Genomic DNA, 14861 nt, shown 5'->3' on the forward strand with positions numbered 1-14861 from the left:
TGGTCATCCGGCTGATCGCGTACCTGTTCGTGGGCCACCTCTTCGCCTTCTTCGTATGTCATTCGGCGTCTTCCGCCTTGATGCCCAAGCCCGGGAGGAGGTTCGGGAGGAGGGGCGGGATGGTGATGTCCGGCTGGGGCAGGCCCGGGGCCGGGGTGGCCGGGGTGGACTGGCCGCCCTGTGCCGGGGGGTGCAGCAGGTCGCCGGTGCCGCCCAGGAGGCCCGTTCCCGGGGCCGGGGCGTGGCTGCCGCCGGAGCTGGGCGCGGCGGGGGCCGCCGGCTGCGACGGGGCTCCGGACGCGGGGGCGGACTGCTGGTGCTGTCCCGGGGCCGGTGCGGCGGGGGCGGAGGAGCCGGAGCCCGGTCCGCCGCGGCTCTGCTCCGGGGGCTTGGGCAGCAGGCCCTGGAGCGGCTCCACGTCATCGTCTATGGCCTGGAAGACCGAGGTCACCTGGTCTCCGACGTCGTGGAGCTGTGGCGGGAGGTTGGAGCGGAGCCGGCCCCACGCGTCGCGGTGGGAGCGGGAGAACGAGGACAGCGTCTGGATCGGGCCGAGGGAGCCGTCCCGTTCGTAGGCCGCCTGGAGGAGCCGGTGGCCCTCCGCCGCGTCGTGCTGCATGCCCGCCAGGGCCCGCCTGATCTGCCCCAGGACCTCGTGGTCCAGGGGGCCGGAGCGGCCGCGCTCCATCAGCCTGCGCGCCTCCGACAGCCGGTTGGAGGCGCGGTCGAGGTAGAGCTCGCCCCGGTCCGCGTCCTCGTCGGCCATGCCCAGCTTGAGGTCCTCCATGCCCAGCTTGACCGGGTAGAGGGAGTCACCCGGCAGGGCGTCGGTGCTGGCAGCGGCCACTCCGCTGAAGGCCCCTGCGGCCACACCCACGGTGAGGCCGCCCGCTGCGATGCCCTTGGACCAGCGGGAGCGGGGCCGCAATTTCCGGAGCGTGGTCGCCCGGTGGGCGCCGCGGCCGGTCCGCTGCTCGGGCACCTGAGGGTCCGCGGCGGCACCGCCCCCGGCCCTTTCCTCCATCACCATGGCCTCCATGGCGGCGACGAGCTGTGCTCGTTGCACCACTTTGACCTCGGGGTCCAGCACCGGGCGCGGCATTCTTTCGCCGAGCACGCTCGCCAGGGCCAACAGCCGGTCGTGGTCGGCAGATTCGGCAGGTGCCTCGGACTGCTCGGCCGCCGGTTCCGGTTCCGAAAGGTCGGACGGGGTCCGCTCCTCCAGGGCCTGGGCGAAGGCGTTCGCCCGCCGGTGCGGAGTCACGTTCGCGATCACTGGCGGCACCTCCTCTCGTCATGACGATCGACTCCCCAAGGTGTCCGGAAGGTTGCCTTCCTTGAGCACATCCACACTTTCGGGTGAGCGGCTTCGGGCAGGGCGTGTCCACAGGGAGCCTGCATTCCGCACAACGAGCGGCGCGGCACTTGGGTTACGGACGAAGGATGATCGGACCACAGCGTCATCGAGGGGTCACCGGGTGTGAGGTTGTCGTGTTTTTTCGCGGACCGTCGTGCGCCGTGTCAGCGGGCGTCGTCCGGCAGCAGGCGGGCCAGGGTGCGGACCGCCCGGTACTGGAGCGTTTTGATCGCGCCCTCGTTCTTCCCCATGACCCGGGCCGTCTCGGCGACCGAGAGGCCCTGGAGGAAGCGGAGGGTCACGCACTCCTGCTGCTGCGGGTTGAGCTTGCGCACGGCTTCGAGCAGGGCCGCGTTGGACAGGGACTCCAGGACGGAGTCCTCGGGGCTGCGCTCCACCTCGTTGGCGTCGAGCATCTCGCCGGTGGTGACCTCCAGGCGGAAGCGGCTGGACTTGAAGTGGTCCGCCACCAGGTTCCGCGCGATGGTCACCAGCCAGGCGCCGAAGTCGCGCCCCTGCCAGGTGAAGGTGGAGATGCGGCGCAGCGCGCGCAGGAAGGTCTCACTGGTGAGGTCCTCCGCGGTCGCCTTGCCGCCGACGCGGTAGTAGATGTAGCGGTACACCGTGTCGCTGTACTGGTCGTAGAGGCGGCCGAAGGCCTCCGCCTCGCCGGCCTGGGCGCGTTCGACCAGGTCCATCATGCGGGCCTGGTCGCTGTCCGCCGTGGGGCGGCGGGCGGCGGGCGCGCTCGTTCCGGCGCCGGCGGCGGACCCCGCGCTGGTGCGACCGCGTCTGCCCACCGTCGCCCCGCCGTCGGTCAGGGCGTAGCAGGGACCGGCCGGGCCGAGGCCGGCAGGGACGGCGGCGAAGGCGGGGACGGCGTACGCGGTGGGGACGAAGCCGCGCAGGTGGTCGAGGACCGTTGCGCGCAGCGTAGCCAGGCCCGAGGCGTCAACCCCGACAGGTGGGTACACGGGACTCCCAGAGGCAGAGCTTCCATCACGTGCAGTGCGGGACCGTTCACCCGTCGTGGCGACAGGCGGGCGGCGGCATGCGTTTGAGGAGAATAACGCTTCGTACAGGCAGCACTACACCCAGTTGCTGAAATCACCGGTTCCGACACTTCTGTTGCGTGTCGAGGGCATATTCAGTGCGGGATGGTGATCGGTTATTGATCACTTGGGTGCGCGGAATGGACGCTTCCGGGGTTCCCCGCGACCGAGTCGGGCAGGCCGGAGTGCCGCGCCGACGGCGCGGGTAGAGGGGAGCGAATGACCACGTCCCCGCCCCTGTGCGGGGCGGGGCCCGGCGTTGCTACTTGCGGCGGCGGTGGAGGGCGATCGCGGCGGCCGCGCCGCCCGCGATCGCGCCGACTCCGGCGGCGGCCGGGACGCCGACCTTCACGGCCTTGCGTCCGGTCCGATAGTCGCGCAGCCGCCAGTCGTGCTCGCGGGCATGCTTGCGCAGTTTTGTGTCGGGATTGATCGCGTACGGATGTCCGACCAGTGACAGCATCGGGATGTCGTTGTGCGAATCGCTGTACGCCGCGCAGTGCGCGAGGTCCAGGTCCTCGGCGGCGGCCAGCGCGCGCACCGCCTCCGCCTTGGCGGGGCCGTGCAGCGGCTCGCCGACCAGGCGGCCGGTGTAGACGCCGTCCACGGACTCGGCGACGGTGCCCAGGGCGCCGGTCAGGCCGAGGCGGCGGGCGATGATCGTGGCGGTCTCGACGGGGGCGGCGGTGACGAGCCAGACCTTCTGGCCGGCGTCGAGGTGGGCCTGGGCGAGGGCGCGGGTGCCCGGCCAGATCCGCTCGGCCATGTACTCGTCGTAGATCTCCTCGCCGATCGACATCAGTTCGGAGACCTTGTGGCCCTTGACGATGGACAGGGCGCTGTCGCGGGCGTCCTGCATGTGGTCGGGGTCCTCGACCCCGGCGAGCCGGAACCAGGCCTGCTGCCAGGCGAAGCGGGCCAGTTCGCGGCGGCGGAAGAACTCGCGCTTGTAGAGGCCGCGGCCGAAGTGGAAGATCGCGGCGCCCTGCATGACGGTGTTGTCGAGGTCGAAGAAGGCGGCGGCGAGGTCGTCGCCGGGGACCGGGAACTCGGGCTCGGGCTCGGTCTCCGGCGCGTCGGACGCGGGCTCGGCGGCCGTTTCCGTTCCGGTTCCGCTTGCTCTCCCGGGGGCCGGCGGCTCCGCCGGGGCCTCCTGCGGCGGGGCTTCGGACAGCGCGGTCTTGCGGGCGGCCTCGGCCGAGGCCTCGCCTGCCAGCACGCTGCGTGCTGTCGCGGAGCGTCTACGGGGGGTGAGCCATCCCAGAGCGGCCATGACGCGAGCATAGCCATTGTGTTCGGGAGTTCCCGAACCGCCGGGAAACGGGGCGGTTAACTCTTCGGGCGGACCGTCGCGGCGCGGGACAATGGCGGCATGAGCCCTTTGCTGCGCCGTAAGGAAAAGAAGCGTCCCGAGGAGCGGATGGTGACGCTCATCGGGAAGCCGGGGTGTCATCTCTGCGACGACGCCCAGGAAGTGATCGAGAAGGTGTGCGCCGAGACCGGGGCGCGGTGGGAGAAGAAGGACATCTCGCAGGACGAGGAGCTCTACCGCAGGCACTGGGAGCAGATTCCGGTAGTGCTCGTGGACGGTGAACAGCACACCTTCTGGAGGGTGAACTCCGAGCGCCTCCGGAAGGCATTGGGAGCCTGACCCTCCGGGCCGTTACCATCATGGGCGATTTATGGGGACTCGGGGGCGTATCGATGAGGAGTGTGTACCGCTTTGCCCCCCTCGGGATTTGAACGGGTTCGGCCCGTTCCCGGTTCCGGCCCCGTGCGCCCGGCCTGCGTGACCCCGGTCACTTTGCTCGGACAAAGCGGACACAATCTTTGTGCACGCGTTCACAAAGACATAGCCTGCTTCCGACGGGGCGGTCCTGGGACAAGAGGCCGCCTACAGCCCCGCTCATCCCGCAGGAGCATCGTGGCAACTGGCCGAACTCACCGACCGGCGACCCGCAGCCGAGGTATTCCCGAGGCCACTGTCGCCCGGCTTCCGCTGTACCTGCGCGCACTCACCGCGCTCTCCGAGCGCTCGGTACCCACGGTGTCCTCCGAGGAGCTCGCGGCCGCCGCCGGAGTGAACTCCGCGAAGCTGCGCAAGGACTTCTCCTACCTCGGCTCCTACGGCACCCGTGGCGTGGGCTACGACGTCGAGTACCTCGTCTACCAGATCTCCCGCGAGCTCGGGCTGACCCAGGACTGGCCCGTCGTCATCGTCGGCATCGGCAACCTCGGCGCCGCCCTGGCCAACTACGGCGGTTTCGCGTCGCGCGGGTTCCGCGTGGCCGCGCTGATCGACGCCGACCCGGCCATGGCCGGGAAGCCGGTGGCCGGCATGCCCGTGCAGCACACCGATGAGCTGGAGAAGATCATCGAGGAGAACGGCGTCTCCATCGGGGTCATCGCGACCCCGGCGGGCGCCGCGCAGCAGGTCAGCGAGCGGCTGATCGCCGCCGGTGTGACCTCCATCCTGAACTTCGCGCCCACCGTGCTCCAGGTGCCGGAGGGCGTCGACGTGCGCAAGGTCGACCTGTCGATCGAACTGCAGATCCTCGCGTTCCACGAGCAGCGCAAGGCCGGCGAGGACACGGGCGCTGCCGCGGAGGCCCCCGCTCCCGCCGCCGGCGCCGGTGGCACCGGTGCGGCTCCGGCCGCCGCCGTCGAGCCGCCGGCCGGACGGGGCGCGGCCGCCGCGCGCAAGAACGGGCCCGAGGGCGACGTCCCGGCGGTGATGCCGGCATGAGTCTGCTCGTCGTTGGCCTGAGCCACCGCAGCGCGCCGGTGAGCGTGCTGGAGCGGGCCTCGCTGTCCGCCGACGCCAAGGTCAAGCTGCTGCACGACACCCTGGCCGCCGAGCCGGCGGCCGAGGCGACGGTGCTGGCCACCTGCAACCGGATCGAGCTGTACGCCGACGTGGACAAGTTCCACGCCGGTGTCGCCGAGCTGTCCACGCTGCTGGCCCAGCACAGCGGGGTCGCGCTGGAGGAGCTCACCCCCTACCTGTACGTGCACTACGAGGACCGGGCGGTGCACCACCTGTTCTCGGTGGCGTGCGGGCTGGACTCGATGGTCGTGGGCGAGGGCCAGATCCTCGGGCAGATCAAGGACGCGCTGGCGCTGGGGCAGGAGCTGCACACCGCCGGGCGGCTGATCAACGACCTCTTCCAGCAGGCGCTGCGGGTCGGCAAGCGGGCGCACTCGGAGACCGGGATCGACCGGGCCGGGCAGTCGCTGGTGACCTTCGGCCTGGAGCAGCTGGCCGTGCGGGAGCCGGTCGCGGACTGGGCCGCCGGCAAGCGGGCGCTGGTGATCGGCGCCGGGTCGATGTCCTCGCTGGCCGCCGCCACGCTCGCGCGGGTGGGGGTCGCGGAGATCGTCGTGGCGAACCGCACCGCGGAGCGGGCGGAGCGTCTCGCGGAGATTCTGGTTGCCTCGGGCACCGGTGTCGCCGCGCGGGCCGTGCCGATGTCCGCCGTGGCCGATGAGCTGGTGCTCGCCGACGTGGTGGTGTCCTGTACCGGGGCCACCGGGCTGGTGCTGACCGGGGATGACGTGGCCGCCGCGGTGTCGGGGGGCCCTGCGGGGCTTTCCCCCACCCCGCCCCTTCCCGAAACCGGGGCTGCGCCCCGGACCCCCTGGGGGCTCCGCCCCCAGACCCCCGCGCCTCACGCGCCGGCGGGGCTGGATTTGGCCGATGTCGACGTTCTGGCGCGGCTCGTCGTCGCCGCCGAAGGTGGGCAGCGGCGGCTCGCCGATGCCGGGGCCGCTCGGACCATCGCGCCCGCCGCGCTCGCCGAGGAGGCCTGTCCCGTCGGGGACGGGCGGTCCGCGCTCGCCGGGGTGGACGCCGGGTCGCTGGAGCTGCACGGGGCCTGGGCCGATCAGGGCGAGGCCGCCGCGCAGCGGCAGCAGCCGCGGCGGGGGAACCGGAGCCAGGGTGACGGGGCGCCCGTGCGGCTCGCGCTGCTGGACCTGGCCATGCCCCGGGACATCGACGCCGCCGCGCACCGGATCCCGGGCGTGCGGCTCGTCGACATCGAGAGCCTGGCCGAGGCCAGCGCGGACGCGCCCATGGCGGCCGACGTCGACGCCGTGAAGGGGATCGTGGCCGAAGAGGTCGCGGCCTTCGGGGCGGCGCAGCGGGCCGCGCACATCACCCCCACCGTCGTCGCCCTGCGGGCGATGGCCGCCGAGGTCGTCGCCATGGAGGTGGCGCGGCTCGACGGGCGGGTACCCGACCTCGACGAACGGCAGCGCGCGGAGGTCACCCAGACCGTGCGCCGCGTCGTCGACAAGCTCCTCCACGCGCCGACCGTGCGCGTGAAGCAGCTCGCGAGCGAGCCCGGCGGCGCCGGGTACGCCGAGGCGCTGCGTGAACTCTTCGACCTCGACCCTCAGACGGTGGCATCCGTCAGCCGGGCGGACGCGGCCGATCCGAAGAACGACGACCCAGGACGGGCATCATGAACTCACGTCCCGACCAGCCCCTCAGGCTTGGCACGCGGCGCAGCAAGCTGGCCATGTCCCAGTCCGGGCACGTCGCCGAGGCGGTCCGGGCGGTCACCGGCCGGCCCGTGGAGCTCGTGGAGATCACGACGTACGGCGACGTGTCCCGCGAGAACCTCGCGCAGATCGGCGGCACCGGCGTGTTCGTCACCGCCCTGCGCGACGCGCTCGTGCGCGGCGAGGTCGACTTCGCCGTGCACTCGCTGAAGGACCTGCCGACCGCGCAGCCCGACGAGCTGGTCATCGCGGCCATGCCGGTGCGCCAGGACCCGCGCGACGCCCTCGTGGCGCGCGACGGGCTGACCTTCGAGCAGCTGCCGGACGGGGCCCGGGTCGGTACCGGCTCGCCCCGGCGCATGGCGCAGCTGAACGCGTACGCCAAGGGCCTGGGCAAGTCGATCGAGTGCGTCGCCATCCGCGGCAACGTCGACACCCGGATCCAGTTCGTGCGCGACGGTGAGCTCGACGCGGTCGTGCTGGCCGCCGCCGGGCTGAACCGGATCGGGCGCGGTGACGAGGCGACCGACCTGCTGTCGGTCGACAACGTGCTGCCCGCGCCCGGCCAGGGAGCCCTGGCCGTGGAGTGCCTGGCGTCCGACGCGGAGCTCATCGCCGCGCTCGGGCAGCTCGACGACGCGCACACGCGCGCCGCGGTCACCGCGGAGCGTGCCCTGCTCGCCGCGCTGGAGGCGGGCTGCAGCGCTCCCGTGGGCGCGCTCGCCGACCTGCTCGCCGACGGCCAGATTGTCAATGAAATGCGCCTGCGTGGTGTCGTGGGAACCCTCGACGGTTCCACGCTGGTGCAGCTGTCCACCACCGGTCCCGTGCCCCAGTCGTACGACGAGGCCATGGCGCTCGGCCGCGAACTCGCGGACGAGATGCTGGCCAAGGGCGCGGCCGGTCTGATGGGGGAGCGATCCCTTTGAACCCCTCAAGCCCCACCACCTCCGCCTTCCCGGCCGTCGCGGTCCAAGGGCTGGTCACCTTCCTGGGTGCCGGCCCCGGCGACCCGGGTCTGCTGACGCTGCGCGCCGTCGAGGCGCTCGGCGCCGCGGACGTACTGGTCGCCGAGCCCGAGGTGCTCGACGTCGTACGGACCCACGCGCGCGCGGGCGTCGACACGCCGCAGCTGACGGTCGCTGACGAGAAGTCAGCCGCCGCCGGGGTCCCGGTGATCCGCGACGCGGCCAATCTTGTCATGGAGGCCGCGCGCTCCGGCAGGCGGGTCGTCCGTGCCGTCACCGGCGACCCGGGGCTGGACGGGAACGCCGCCGCCGAGATGCTGGCCTGCGCGAACGAGGGGATCCCCTTCGAGGTCGTCCCCGGTGTCGCGACCGCCGTCGGCGTGCCCGCGTACGCGGGTGTGCCGCTGCGCGGGGACAAGGGCGCGGACGTGCGCTTCGTGGACGCCCGGCACGCGTCGCCGCGCTGCTGGGCCGAGGTCGGCGCCAGCGAGGGCAGCGTCGTGGTCGTCTCCGCCACGCTGGAGACCGTCGCCGCCGCGGCCGCCGAGCTGGTGTCGGCGGGCCGCAAGCCGGAGACCCCGCTGACGGTGACCGTCGGCGGTACGACGACCCGGCAGCGGACCTGGACCGCGACCCTGGGCACGATCGCCCAGGTGTTCAAGCAGGGCAAGGTGCTCCCCTCCCCCGAGGGCTCCCGGCCGGTCATAGCCGTGGTCGGCGAGCAGGGCGCCGCCGCGCGCCGCGAGGAGCTGGCCTGGTTCGAGTCGAAGCCGCTGTTCGGCTGGCGGGTGCTCGTACCGCGCACCAAGGAGCAGGCCGCTTCGCTCTCCGACCAGCTGCGTTCCTACGGCGCCGTGCCGCACGAGGTGCCGACCATCGCCGTGGAGCCGCCGCGCACCCCGCAGCAGATGGAGCGGGCGGTCAAGGGCCTGGTCACCGGCCGCTACGAGTGGATCGCCTTCACCTCGGTGAACGCCGTCAAGGCGGTGCGGGAGAAGTTCGAGGAGTACGGGCTCGACGCGCGCGCCTTCGCGGGCATCAAGGTCGCCGCGGTCGGCGAGCAGACCGCGGCCGCGCTGGTCGAGTTCGGCGTGAAGCCGGACCTGGTGCCCAGCGGTGAGCAGTCGGCCGCCGGTCTGCTGGAGGACTGGCCGCCGTACGACCCGGTCTTCGACCCGATCGACCGCGTCTTCCTGCCGCGCGCCGACATCGCCACCGAGACGCTGGTGGCCGGGCTGATCGAGCTGGGCTGGGAGGTCGACGACGTCACGGCCTACCGGACCGTGCGCGCCTCGCCGCCGCCGGCGGACACCCGTGAGGCGATCAAGGGCGGCGGCTTCGACGCCGTTCTCTTCACGTCGTCCTCGACGGTGCGCAACCTGGTCGGCATCGCCGGCAAGCCGCACAACGTGACCGTCATCGCCTGTATCGGGCCGGCGACGGCCAAGACGGCGGAGGAGCACGGCCTGCGCGTGGACGTGCTGTCGCCGGAGCCGAGCGTGGGCAAGCTGGCGGAGGCGCTGGCCGCGTACGGGGAGGCCCGGCGCGAGGCGGCCAAGGAGGCCGGCGAGGCCGTGGCCCGGCCGAGCGAGCGCCGTCCCGGCGCGCGGCGCCGTCGTACGACGTGAGCGGGCCGGCCGCGTTAGCGGGGTTAGTGGCGGAAGGGGCCCGGGTGCGCAGAGCGCCCGGGCCCCTTCGGCGTGTCCGGGGCGGCCGGCCCCGGGTGCTGGGCGCGGGGGCGGGGGAGCGACGGCCTAGGCTGGGGGCGACTGCTGTCGATGCTCGAAGAGGCGACTAGAAGATGAGCGCGTACGGATCCTTCCCCGGCTCCCGGCCCCGCCGGCTGCGCACCACCCCGGCGATGCGGCGGATGGTCGCCGAGTACCGGCTGCACCCCTCGGATCTGATCCTGCCGGCGTTCGTCCGGGAGGGCATCAGCGAGCCGCTGGCGATCTCGGCGATGCCGGGCGTGGTCCAGCACACCCGGGACACGCTGCGGAAGGCGGCCGTGGAGGCGGTCGAGGCGGGCGTCTCGGGGATCATGCTCTTCGGGGTCCCGGCGGACGAGAACAAGGACGCGCTGGGCACGGCGGGCACCGAGCCGGACGGCATCCTGCAGCTGGCGATCCGCGACGTGAAGTCGGAGGTCGGCGACGACCTGGTGATCATGTCGGACCTGTGCCTGGACGAGTACACCGACCACGGCCACTGCGGGGTCCTGGACGAGAACGGCCGCGTCGACAACGACGCGACGCTGGAGCGGTACGCGGAGATGGCCCAGGTCCAGGCCGACGCGGGCGTCCACGTGGTGGGCCCGAGCGGCATGATGGACGGCCAGGTCGGCGTGATCCGCGACGCGCTCGACGAGACGGGCCACGAGGACGTGGCGGTCCTGGCCTACACGGCCAAGTACTCCTCCGCCTTCTACGGCCCCTTCCGCGAGGCCGTCGCCTCCTCCCTCCAGGGCGACCGCAAGACCTACCAGCAGGACCCGGCGAACGCCCGCGAGTCCCTGCGCGAGCTGGCGCTGGACCTGGAGGAGGGCGCCGACATGGTCATGGTCAAGCCCGCCGGCCCCTACCTGGACATCCTGCACCGGGTCGCCGAGGCCGTGGACGTGCCGGTGGCCGCGTACCAGATCAGCGGCGAGTACGCGATGATCGAGGCGGCCGCGGAGAAGGGCTGGATCGAGCGCGACCGCGCCATCCTGGAGACCCTGCTCGGCATCAAGCGGGCGGGCGCGGACACGATCCTGACGTACTGGGCGACCGAGGTCGCGGGCTGGCTGCGCAACGAGCGGTGACCTCCGGTGGTGGCGGGGGGATCTCGCTCCGGCGGCCGCCCCCCGCTCCGCCCGGATTTTTTTCGCCCGGGCTGTCACATCCGCCTCGCGGGACGGGTCAGTGCAGTGAGAACCACACGCTGACGCGCCGACCCGAGAAGAGGCCGATCATGACCGAGATCCACGAGACCCCCCGCTCCCGCATGTCCAACCCGGTGAAGACGCTGCCCGACCTCGGGGCGCTGACCGGGATGATGTACAAGGTGATCGGCAACGGCACGGTCCCGCAGTCCACGATCTCGCTGGTGCACCTGCGGGCGGGCCAGATCGTCGCCAACACCTACCTGACGGCGATGCACACCGAGGCCCTGCGCGCCGCCGGCGAGACCGAGGCGCGCATCACCGCCGTCTCCTCCTGGGCGGACGCCCTGTACTTCACCCCGGCCGAGCGGGCGGCACTGGCCCTGGTCGAGGCGGTCCTGACGGCCCCGGCCGCCGGCCGGGAGCGGGTGTCGGACGCGGTGTTCGCGGAGGCCGCGGAGCACTACGACGAGAAGGCCCTGACGACCCTCGTCCTCGCGATCAGCCAGGTCAACTTCTTCATCCCGCTCGCCCTGATCGGCAAGCCGCTCCCGGGCCAGGCCGCCTCCAAGCAGTGGACCTGATGCGGGGAGGCTCCGCCGGGTGCACGCTGGAATTCAGCGGCCACGGAGGTGATCGCCATGAAGGATGCCGTCGGATGGCATGTGGAGATGGAGTTCCAGGAGGATCCCAAGCGCACCCGCGCGGCGGCCCTGGTCCGACTGCCTGACGGGAGCGAGATCCGCGGGCACGGGTATGCCAGCCGCCACCCCAGTGACGGTAATCAGGCCCGGGTGGGCGAGGAGATCGCGGCGGCCCGTGCGCTCAACGACATGAAGGAGCAGTTGCTCAGCAAGGCGCACAACGAGATCGACGACGCGTCCGGGCGCACGTCGTACCCGATCACTCGCTGACCCACCCGGTGAGTGCCGCCCAACTGGCGGGGGCGAGGTCGAGGACGGGACCGTCCTCGACCTTGCTGTCCCGGATGTGGATGGTGGTGGGGGTGGTGGCGACCTCGACGCACGCGTCGCCTTCGCTGCTGCTGTAACTGGACTTGAACCACTTCAGTGCGGCGCTCATAGCTCTCCTAGCAGCACCCTCAACAAGTCTTGTGTGTCTTGGGGGTTGAGGGCCTGAGTACGCAGCATGGCATACCTCTGGGTCAGAATGCTGACGTCGTCGGGGTCGGTGATCAGCTTGCTGCCGCGCTGGCCTTCGAAGTAACCGATGTGTTCGTGTTCCGGGGTTTCCAGCATGCTGAACGAGCCGGACGTTCCCGGGTGGTACGTCAGGCCCAGCGGCAGTACTTGCAGGGTGACCTGCGGAATCTCCATGCAGGCCAGCAGATGGCGCACCTGATCGGTGTAGACGGCATTGCCGCCGATGCGGTCCCGGAGTGCAGCCTCCGAGATGACGAAGGTGAGGCTCGGCGGCTGCTTACGGTGCAAGATCTCCGTCCTGGCAAGTCGCTTGACGGTCAGGCTCTCAATTTCCTCCGGCAGGTGGGCCGGGATGTTGCAGCCGAAAAGGGCCCGCATGTATGCCTCGGTCTGCACCAGCCCCGGAAGCACGATGGAGTCGTAACGGCTCATCGCGATCGCGCTTTTCTCAAGTTCCATGTACTCGTCGGACCACGGGGGGCTCGGGTCCCTTTCGGGCATCCCTAGAGCAGCCACGGTCAGCATGCCGGGAAGGCCCAGGTGCAGGTCCATCAGCTCGGCGACGTGCGGCATGAGGGTGCGGCGGCCCTGTTCGATGGAGCCGATTGTCTCTGAGTCCACCTTGATCAGCTCAGCGAGCTGTTTCTGGGTCAGGTTCTTGGCGAGCCTGGCCGCGGCCACCAGCTTGCCGACCATCTTCATCGTCGTCGCGTTGGGCCTGGGGCGCTTCTTCGGTGGCATGGCGATGAACTCCCCGTCTCCGGGCGTGGACTATCCCTGGGGCGCCCGTACTCATCGCAGAGTACGGGTCGGCTCTCTGTAGCAGCCTAGTCACGCCGCGCGACCATCGTCCCGTGAATCTAAATACTCAACCCGGGCTCATGCGCGAGCGGTTGTTCCCCCGGGCCTTCCAAACCGTCGCCTCCGCGCGGGACTTCACGCGCGAGACGCTCGCGAACTGGGAGCTCCCGGGCCGGCGGGACGACGTCGTGCTGTGCGTCAGCGAGCTGGCGACCAACGCCCTGCGGTACGGGGTGCCGCGCGGCCGTTCCTACCGGGTGCGGCTGCTGAACTTCGGGTGCTGCCTCCGCGTCGAGGTGCACGACAGCGGGCCCGGGCGGTCGCGGATCATGGGGCGGCCGCCCGGGACCGGGCTGCGGATCGTGGGGGCGGTCTCCGACCTGTGGGGGGTGCTGCCCCGGTCGCCCGGGAAGGTGGTGTGGGCCGAGTTCCGGTCGGGCGACTGCTAGGCGGGGGACGGCGCGGCGGCCGCGTTCTCCTTGATGACGGAGAACCCGCCGCCCTGCGGGTCGGCGAGGACGGCCATGCGCCCGGCCGGCATGTCGAAGGCGGGAGCCAGGACGGTGGCGCCCGCGCGGACGGCGGCGGCCTGGATCTCGTCCACGTCGTCCACCTTGAAGTACGGCATCCAGTGCGGGGGCACGCCGGGCGGCAGGTTGGACATGTCCATCATCCCGGCGACCCCGCGCCCGCCGACCTTGAACTCCGTGTAGCCCTCGGCGCCTTCGAGGGTGGTGGGCTCGGGGCTGATGGGGAGGATGGCGCCGTAGAACGCGGCGGCCTTGTGGGTGTCGGGGGTGGTCAGCTCGTTCCAGATGAGGGCGCCGTGCTCGTTGACGATGCCGGCGCCGTGGAAGGTGCCGGGCTCCCAGAGGCCGAAGACGGCGCCGGTGGGGTCCTGGACGACGGCCATGCGGCCGAGGTCCATGACGTCCTGGGCGCCCATCATGACGGTCGCGCCGGCGTGGGTGGCGGCCTTGAGGGTGGCGTCGACGCTGTCGGTGGCGAGGTAGGTGGTCCACACGGTGGGCATGCCCGGCTCTGTGGCCCGCATGATCCCGGCGACGGGCCTGCCCTTGAGGGTGCAGACGGAGTAGCCGCCGGTCTCGGCGGGGCCGACTTCGCCCTGCCAGCCGAAGAGGTCGCGGTAGAAGTCGAGGGCGGCCTGCTGGTCGGGGGCCATCAGGTCGATCCAGCAGGGGGTGCCGGGCTTGTAGGACGGCGCCCCGCACAAGCCCCCCGCATACTCAAGGGCATGAGCTACGACGCCATCGTCCTCGCCGGCGGCGCCGCCCGGCGCCTAGGCGGGGCCGACAAGCCCACCCTCCCGGTCGGCACCCGCACCCTCCTCGACCGCGTCCTGGCGGCCTGCCCGGACGCCGGCGAAACCGTGGTCGTCGGCACCCGCAGGACCACCGCCCGCCCCGTCGAGTGGACCCTGGAGACCCCTCCCGGCGGCGGCCCCGTGGCCGCGCTGGACGCCGGGCTGCGGCGCACGACCGCCGGGCTGGTCCTCGTACTCTCCGCCGACCTCCCCTTCCTCGACCGGGACACCGTCCACGCCCTCCTCGCCGAGGCCGCCGCCGGCCCGGGCGACGGGGCCCTGGTCAGGGACCCCGAGGGCCGCGACCAGCCCCTCGTCGCCGCATACCGCGCCGAGCCCCTGCGCCGCGAGATCGCCCTGCTCGCGACCGAGCACGGCACCCTCCACGGCCTCCCCCTCCGCGCGCTCACCGCCGAGCTGGAGCTGTCCAGGATCACCCCCGCTGCGCCACTCGCCTCCTTCGACTGCGACACCTGGGAGGACCTGGCGACGGCGCGCGCCCGCATCAGAGAGCATGGGACCGTGCTGGATCAATGGATCAACGCCGCCAAGAACGAGCTCGGCATCGACCTCGACGTCGACGTGAAGACCCTGCTCGACCTCGCCCGTGACGCCGCCCACGGTGTCGCCCGGCCCGCCGCACCGCTGACGACCTTCCTCGTCGGCTACGCGGCCGCCCGCGCCGAGGCGGCCGGAGCCGACCCCGCGCAGGCCGTCGCCGAGGCCTCCCGGAAGGCCGCCGACCTGGCCCTGCGCTGGGCGGCGGAGGCCGAGTCCCTCGACCCCGGGCCCGCCGGCCCCGAGGGGAACGGCTCGCCGTGACCCGG

16 protein-coding genes are annotated in these 14861 nt (G+C 72.2%); 10 read left to right on the top strand and 6 right to left on the bottom strand.

What is annotated here, in order from left to right:
- Positions 1–58 precede the first annotated feature (58 nt).
- The 3 genes from AB0O29_RS14690 to AB0O29_RS14700 all read right to left on the bottom strand — a co-directional run bounded on the left by AB0O29_RS14690 (position 59) and on the right by AB0O29_RS14700 (position 3682).
- Positions 59–1276, bottom strand: a complete 1218-nt coding sequence (locus AB0O29_RS14690; protein ID WP_365151473.1) for a DUF5667 domain-containing protein — start codon at positions 1274–1276, stop codon at positions 59–61.
- Between the two features lie 245 nt (positions 1277–1521).
- Positions 1522–2331, bottom strand: a complete 810-nt coding sequence (locus AB0O29_RS14695) for an ECF subfamily RNA polymerase sigma factor, BldN family (protein ID WP_365151476.1) — start codon at positions 2329–2331, stop codon at positions 1522–1524.
- Positions 2332–2671: 340 nt separating this feature from the next.
- Positions 2672–3682 (bottom strand): HAD-IB family hydrolase, encoded by a 1011-nt coding sequence (locus AB0O29_RS14700; protein ID WP_365151479.1) that lies wholly within the window; start codon positions 3680–3682, stop codon positions 2672–2674.
- A 99-nt stretch (positions 3683–3781) separates the two neighbouring features.
- Between AB0O29_RS14700 and AB0O29_RS14705 the strand changes: the two genes are divergently transcribed.
- The 8 genes from AB0O29_RS14705 (at position 3782) to AB0O29_RS14740 (ending at position 11660) form a co-directional block, all read left to right on the top strand.
- Complete coding sequence (locus tag AB0O29_RS14705; protein ID WP_365151482.1) at positions 3782–4060, top strand: glutaredoxin family protein; 279 nt, start codon at positions 3782–3784, stop codon at positions 4058–4060.
- A gap of 273 nt (positions 4061–4333) precedes the next feature.
- Positions 4334–5155, top strand: coding sequence for a redox-sensing transcriptional repressor Rex (locus AB0O29_RS14710; protein WP_365151485.1), 822 nt, complete (start codon positions 4334–4336; stop codon positions 5153–5155).
- On the top strand, positions 5152–6879 hold the full coding sequence (locus tag AB0O29_RS14715) for a glutamyl-tRNA reductase (RefSeq protein ID WP_365151488.1): 1728 nt from the start codon (positions 5152–5154) through the stop codon (positions 6877–6879). Before AB0O29_RS14710 ends, AB0O29_RS14715 begins: the two co-directional genes overlap by 4 nt.
- Positions 6876–7844, top strand: a complete 969-nt coding sequence (gene hemC, locus AB0O29_RS14720) for a hydroxymethylbilane synthase (protein ID WP_365151491.1) — start codon at positions 6876–6878, stop codon at positions 7842–7844. Before AB0O29_RS14715 ends, hemC begins: the two co-directional genes overlap by 4 nt.
- Positions 7841–9511: a uroporphyrinogen-III synthase gene (locus tag AB0O29_RS14725; protein WP_365151494.1), complete on the top strand. Its 1671-nt coding sequence runs from the start codon at positions 7841–7843 to the stop codon at positions 9509–9511. The genes hemC and AB0O29_RS14725 overlap by 4 nt, the downstream gene beginning before the upstream one ends.
- A 173-nt stretch (positions 9512–9684) precedes the next feature.
- Positions 9685–10686, top strand: a complete 1002-nt coding sequence (gene hemB / locus AB0O29_RS14730; protein ID WP_365151497.1) for a porphobilinogen synthase — start codon at positions 9685–9687, stop codon at positions 10684–10686.
- A gap of 149 nt (positions 10687–10835) precedes the next feature.
- Positions 10836–11330, top strand: coding sequence for a carboxymuconolactone decarboxylase family protein (locus tag AB0O29_RS14735; RefSeq protein WP_365151500.1), 495 nt, complete (start codon positions 10836–10838; stop codon positions 11328–11330).
- A gap of 57 nt (positions 11331–11387) precedes the next feature.
- Positions 11388–11660, top strand: coding sequence for a DUF1876 domain-containing protein (locus AB0O29_RS14740; protein ID WP_365151503.1), 273 nt, complete (start codon positions 11388–11390; stop codon positions 11658–11660).
- Here the strand turns inward: AB0O29_RS14740 and AB0O29_RS14745 are convergent.
- Both AB0O29_RS14745 and AB0O29_RS14750 read right to left on the bottom strand, forming a co-directional pair.
- Positions 11650–11829: a DUF397 domain-containing protein gene (locus AB0O29_RS14745; protein ID WP_365151506.1), complete on the bottom strand. Its 180-nt coding sequence runs from the start codon at positions 11827–11829 to the stop codon at positions 11650–11652. The two genes, AB0O29_RS14740 and AB0O29_RS14745, sit on opposite strands and share 11 nt — an antisense overlap.
- A complete protein-coding gene (locus tag AB0O29_RS14750) occupies positions 11826–12650 on the bottom strand; it encodes a helix-turn-helix transcriptional regulator (RefSeq protein WP_365151509.1) in 825 nt (274 codons plus the stop codon). Before AB0O29_RS14750 ends, AB0O29_RS14745 begins: the two co-directional genes overlap by 4 nt.
- Positions 12651–12790: 140 nt before the next feature.
- Between AB0O29_RS14750 and AB0O29_RS14755 the strand changes: the two genes are divergently transcribed.
- Positions 12791–13159, top strand: a complete 369-nt coding sequence (locus tag AB0O29_RS14755) for an ATP-binding protein (RefSeq protein ID WP_365151512.1) — start codon at positions 12791–12793, stop codon at positions 13157–13159.
- Here AB0O29_RS14755 and AB0O29_RS14760 read toward each other — a convergent pair.
- Positions 13156–13893: a VOC family protein gene (locus AB0O29_RS14760; protein ID WP_365151579.1), complete on the bottom strand. Its 738-nt coding sequence runs from the start codon at positions 13891–13893 to the stop codon at positions 13156–13158. The genes AB0O29_RS14755 and AB0O29_RS14760 overlap by 4 nt on opposite strands.
- A gap of 72 nt (positions 13894–13965) precedes the next feature.
- Between AB0O29_RS14760 and AB0O29_RS14765 the strand changes: the two genes are divergently transcribed.
- A complete protein-coding gene (locus tag AB0O29_RS14765) occupies positions 13966–14856 on the top strand; it encodes an NTP transferase domain-containing protein (RefSeq protein ID WP_365151515.1) in 891 nt (296 codons plus the stop codon).
- The last annotated feature ends 5 nt before the right edge of the window (positions 14857–14861 follow it).

Origin of the sequence: Streptomyces sp. NPDC089915 (assembly GCF_040684675.1) — a bacterium.
In the GTDB taxonomy this organism is placed as follows: domain Bacteria; phylum Actinomycetota; class Actinomycetes; order Streptomycetales; family Streptomycetaceae; genus Streptomyces.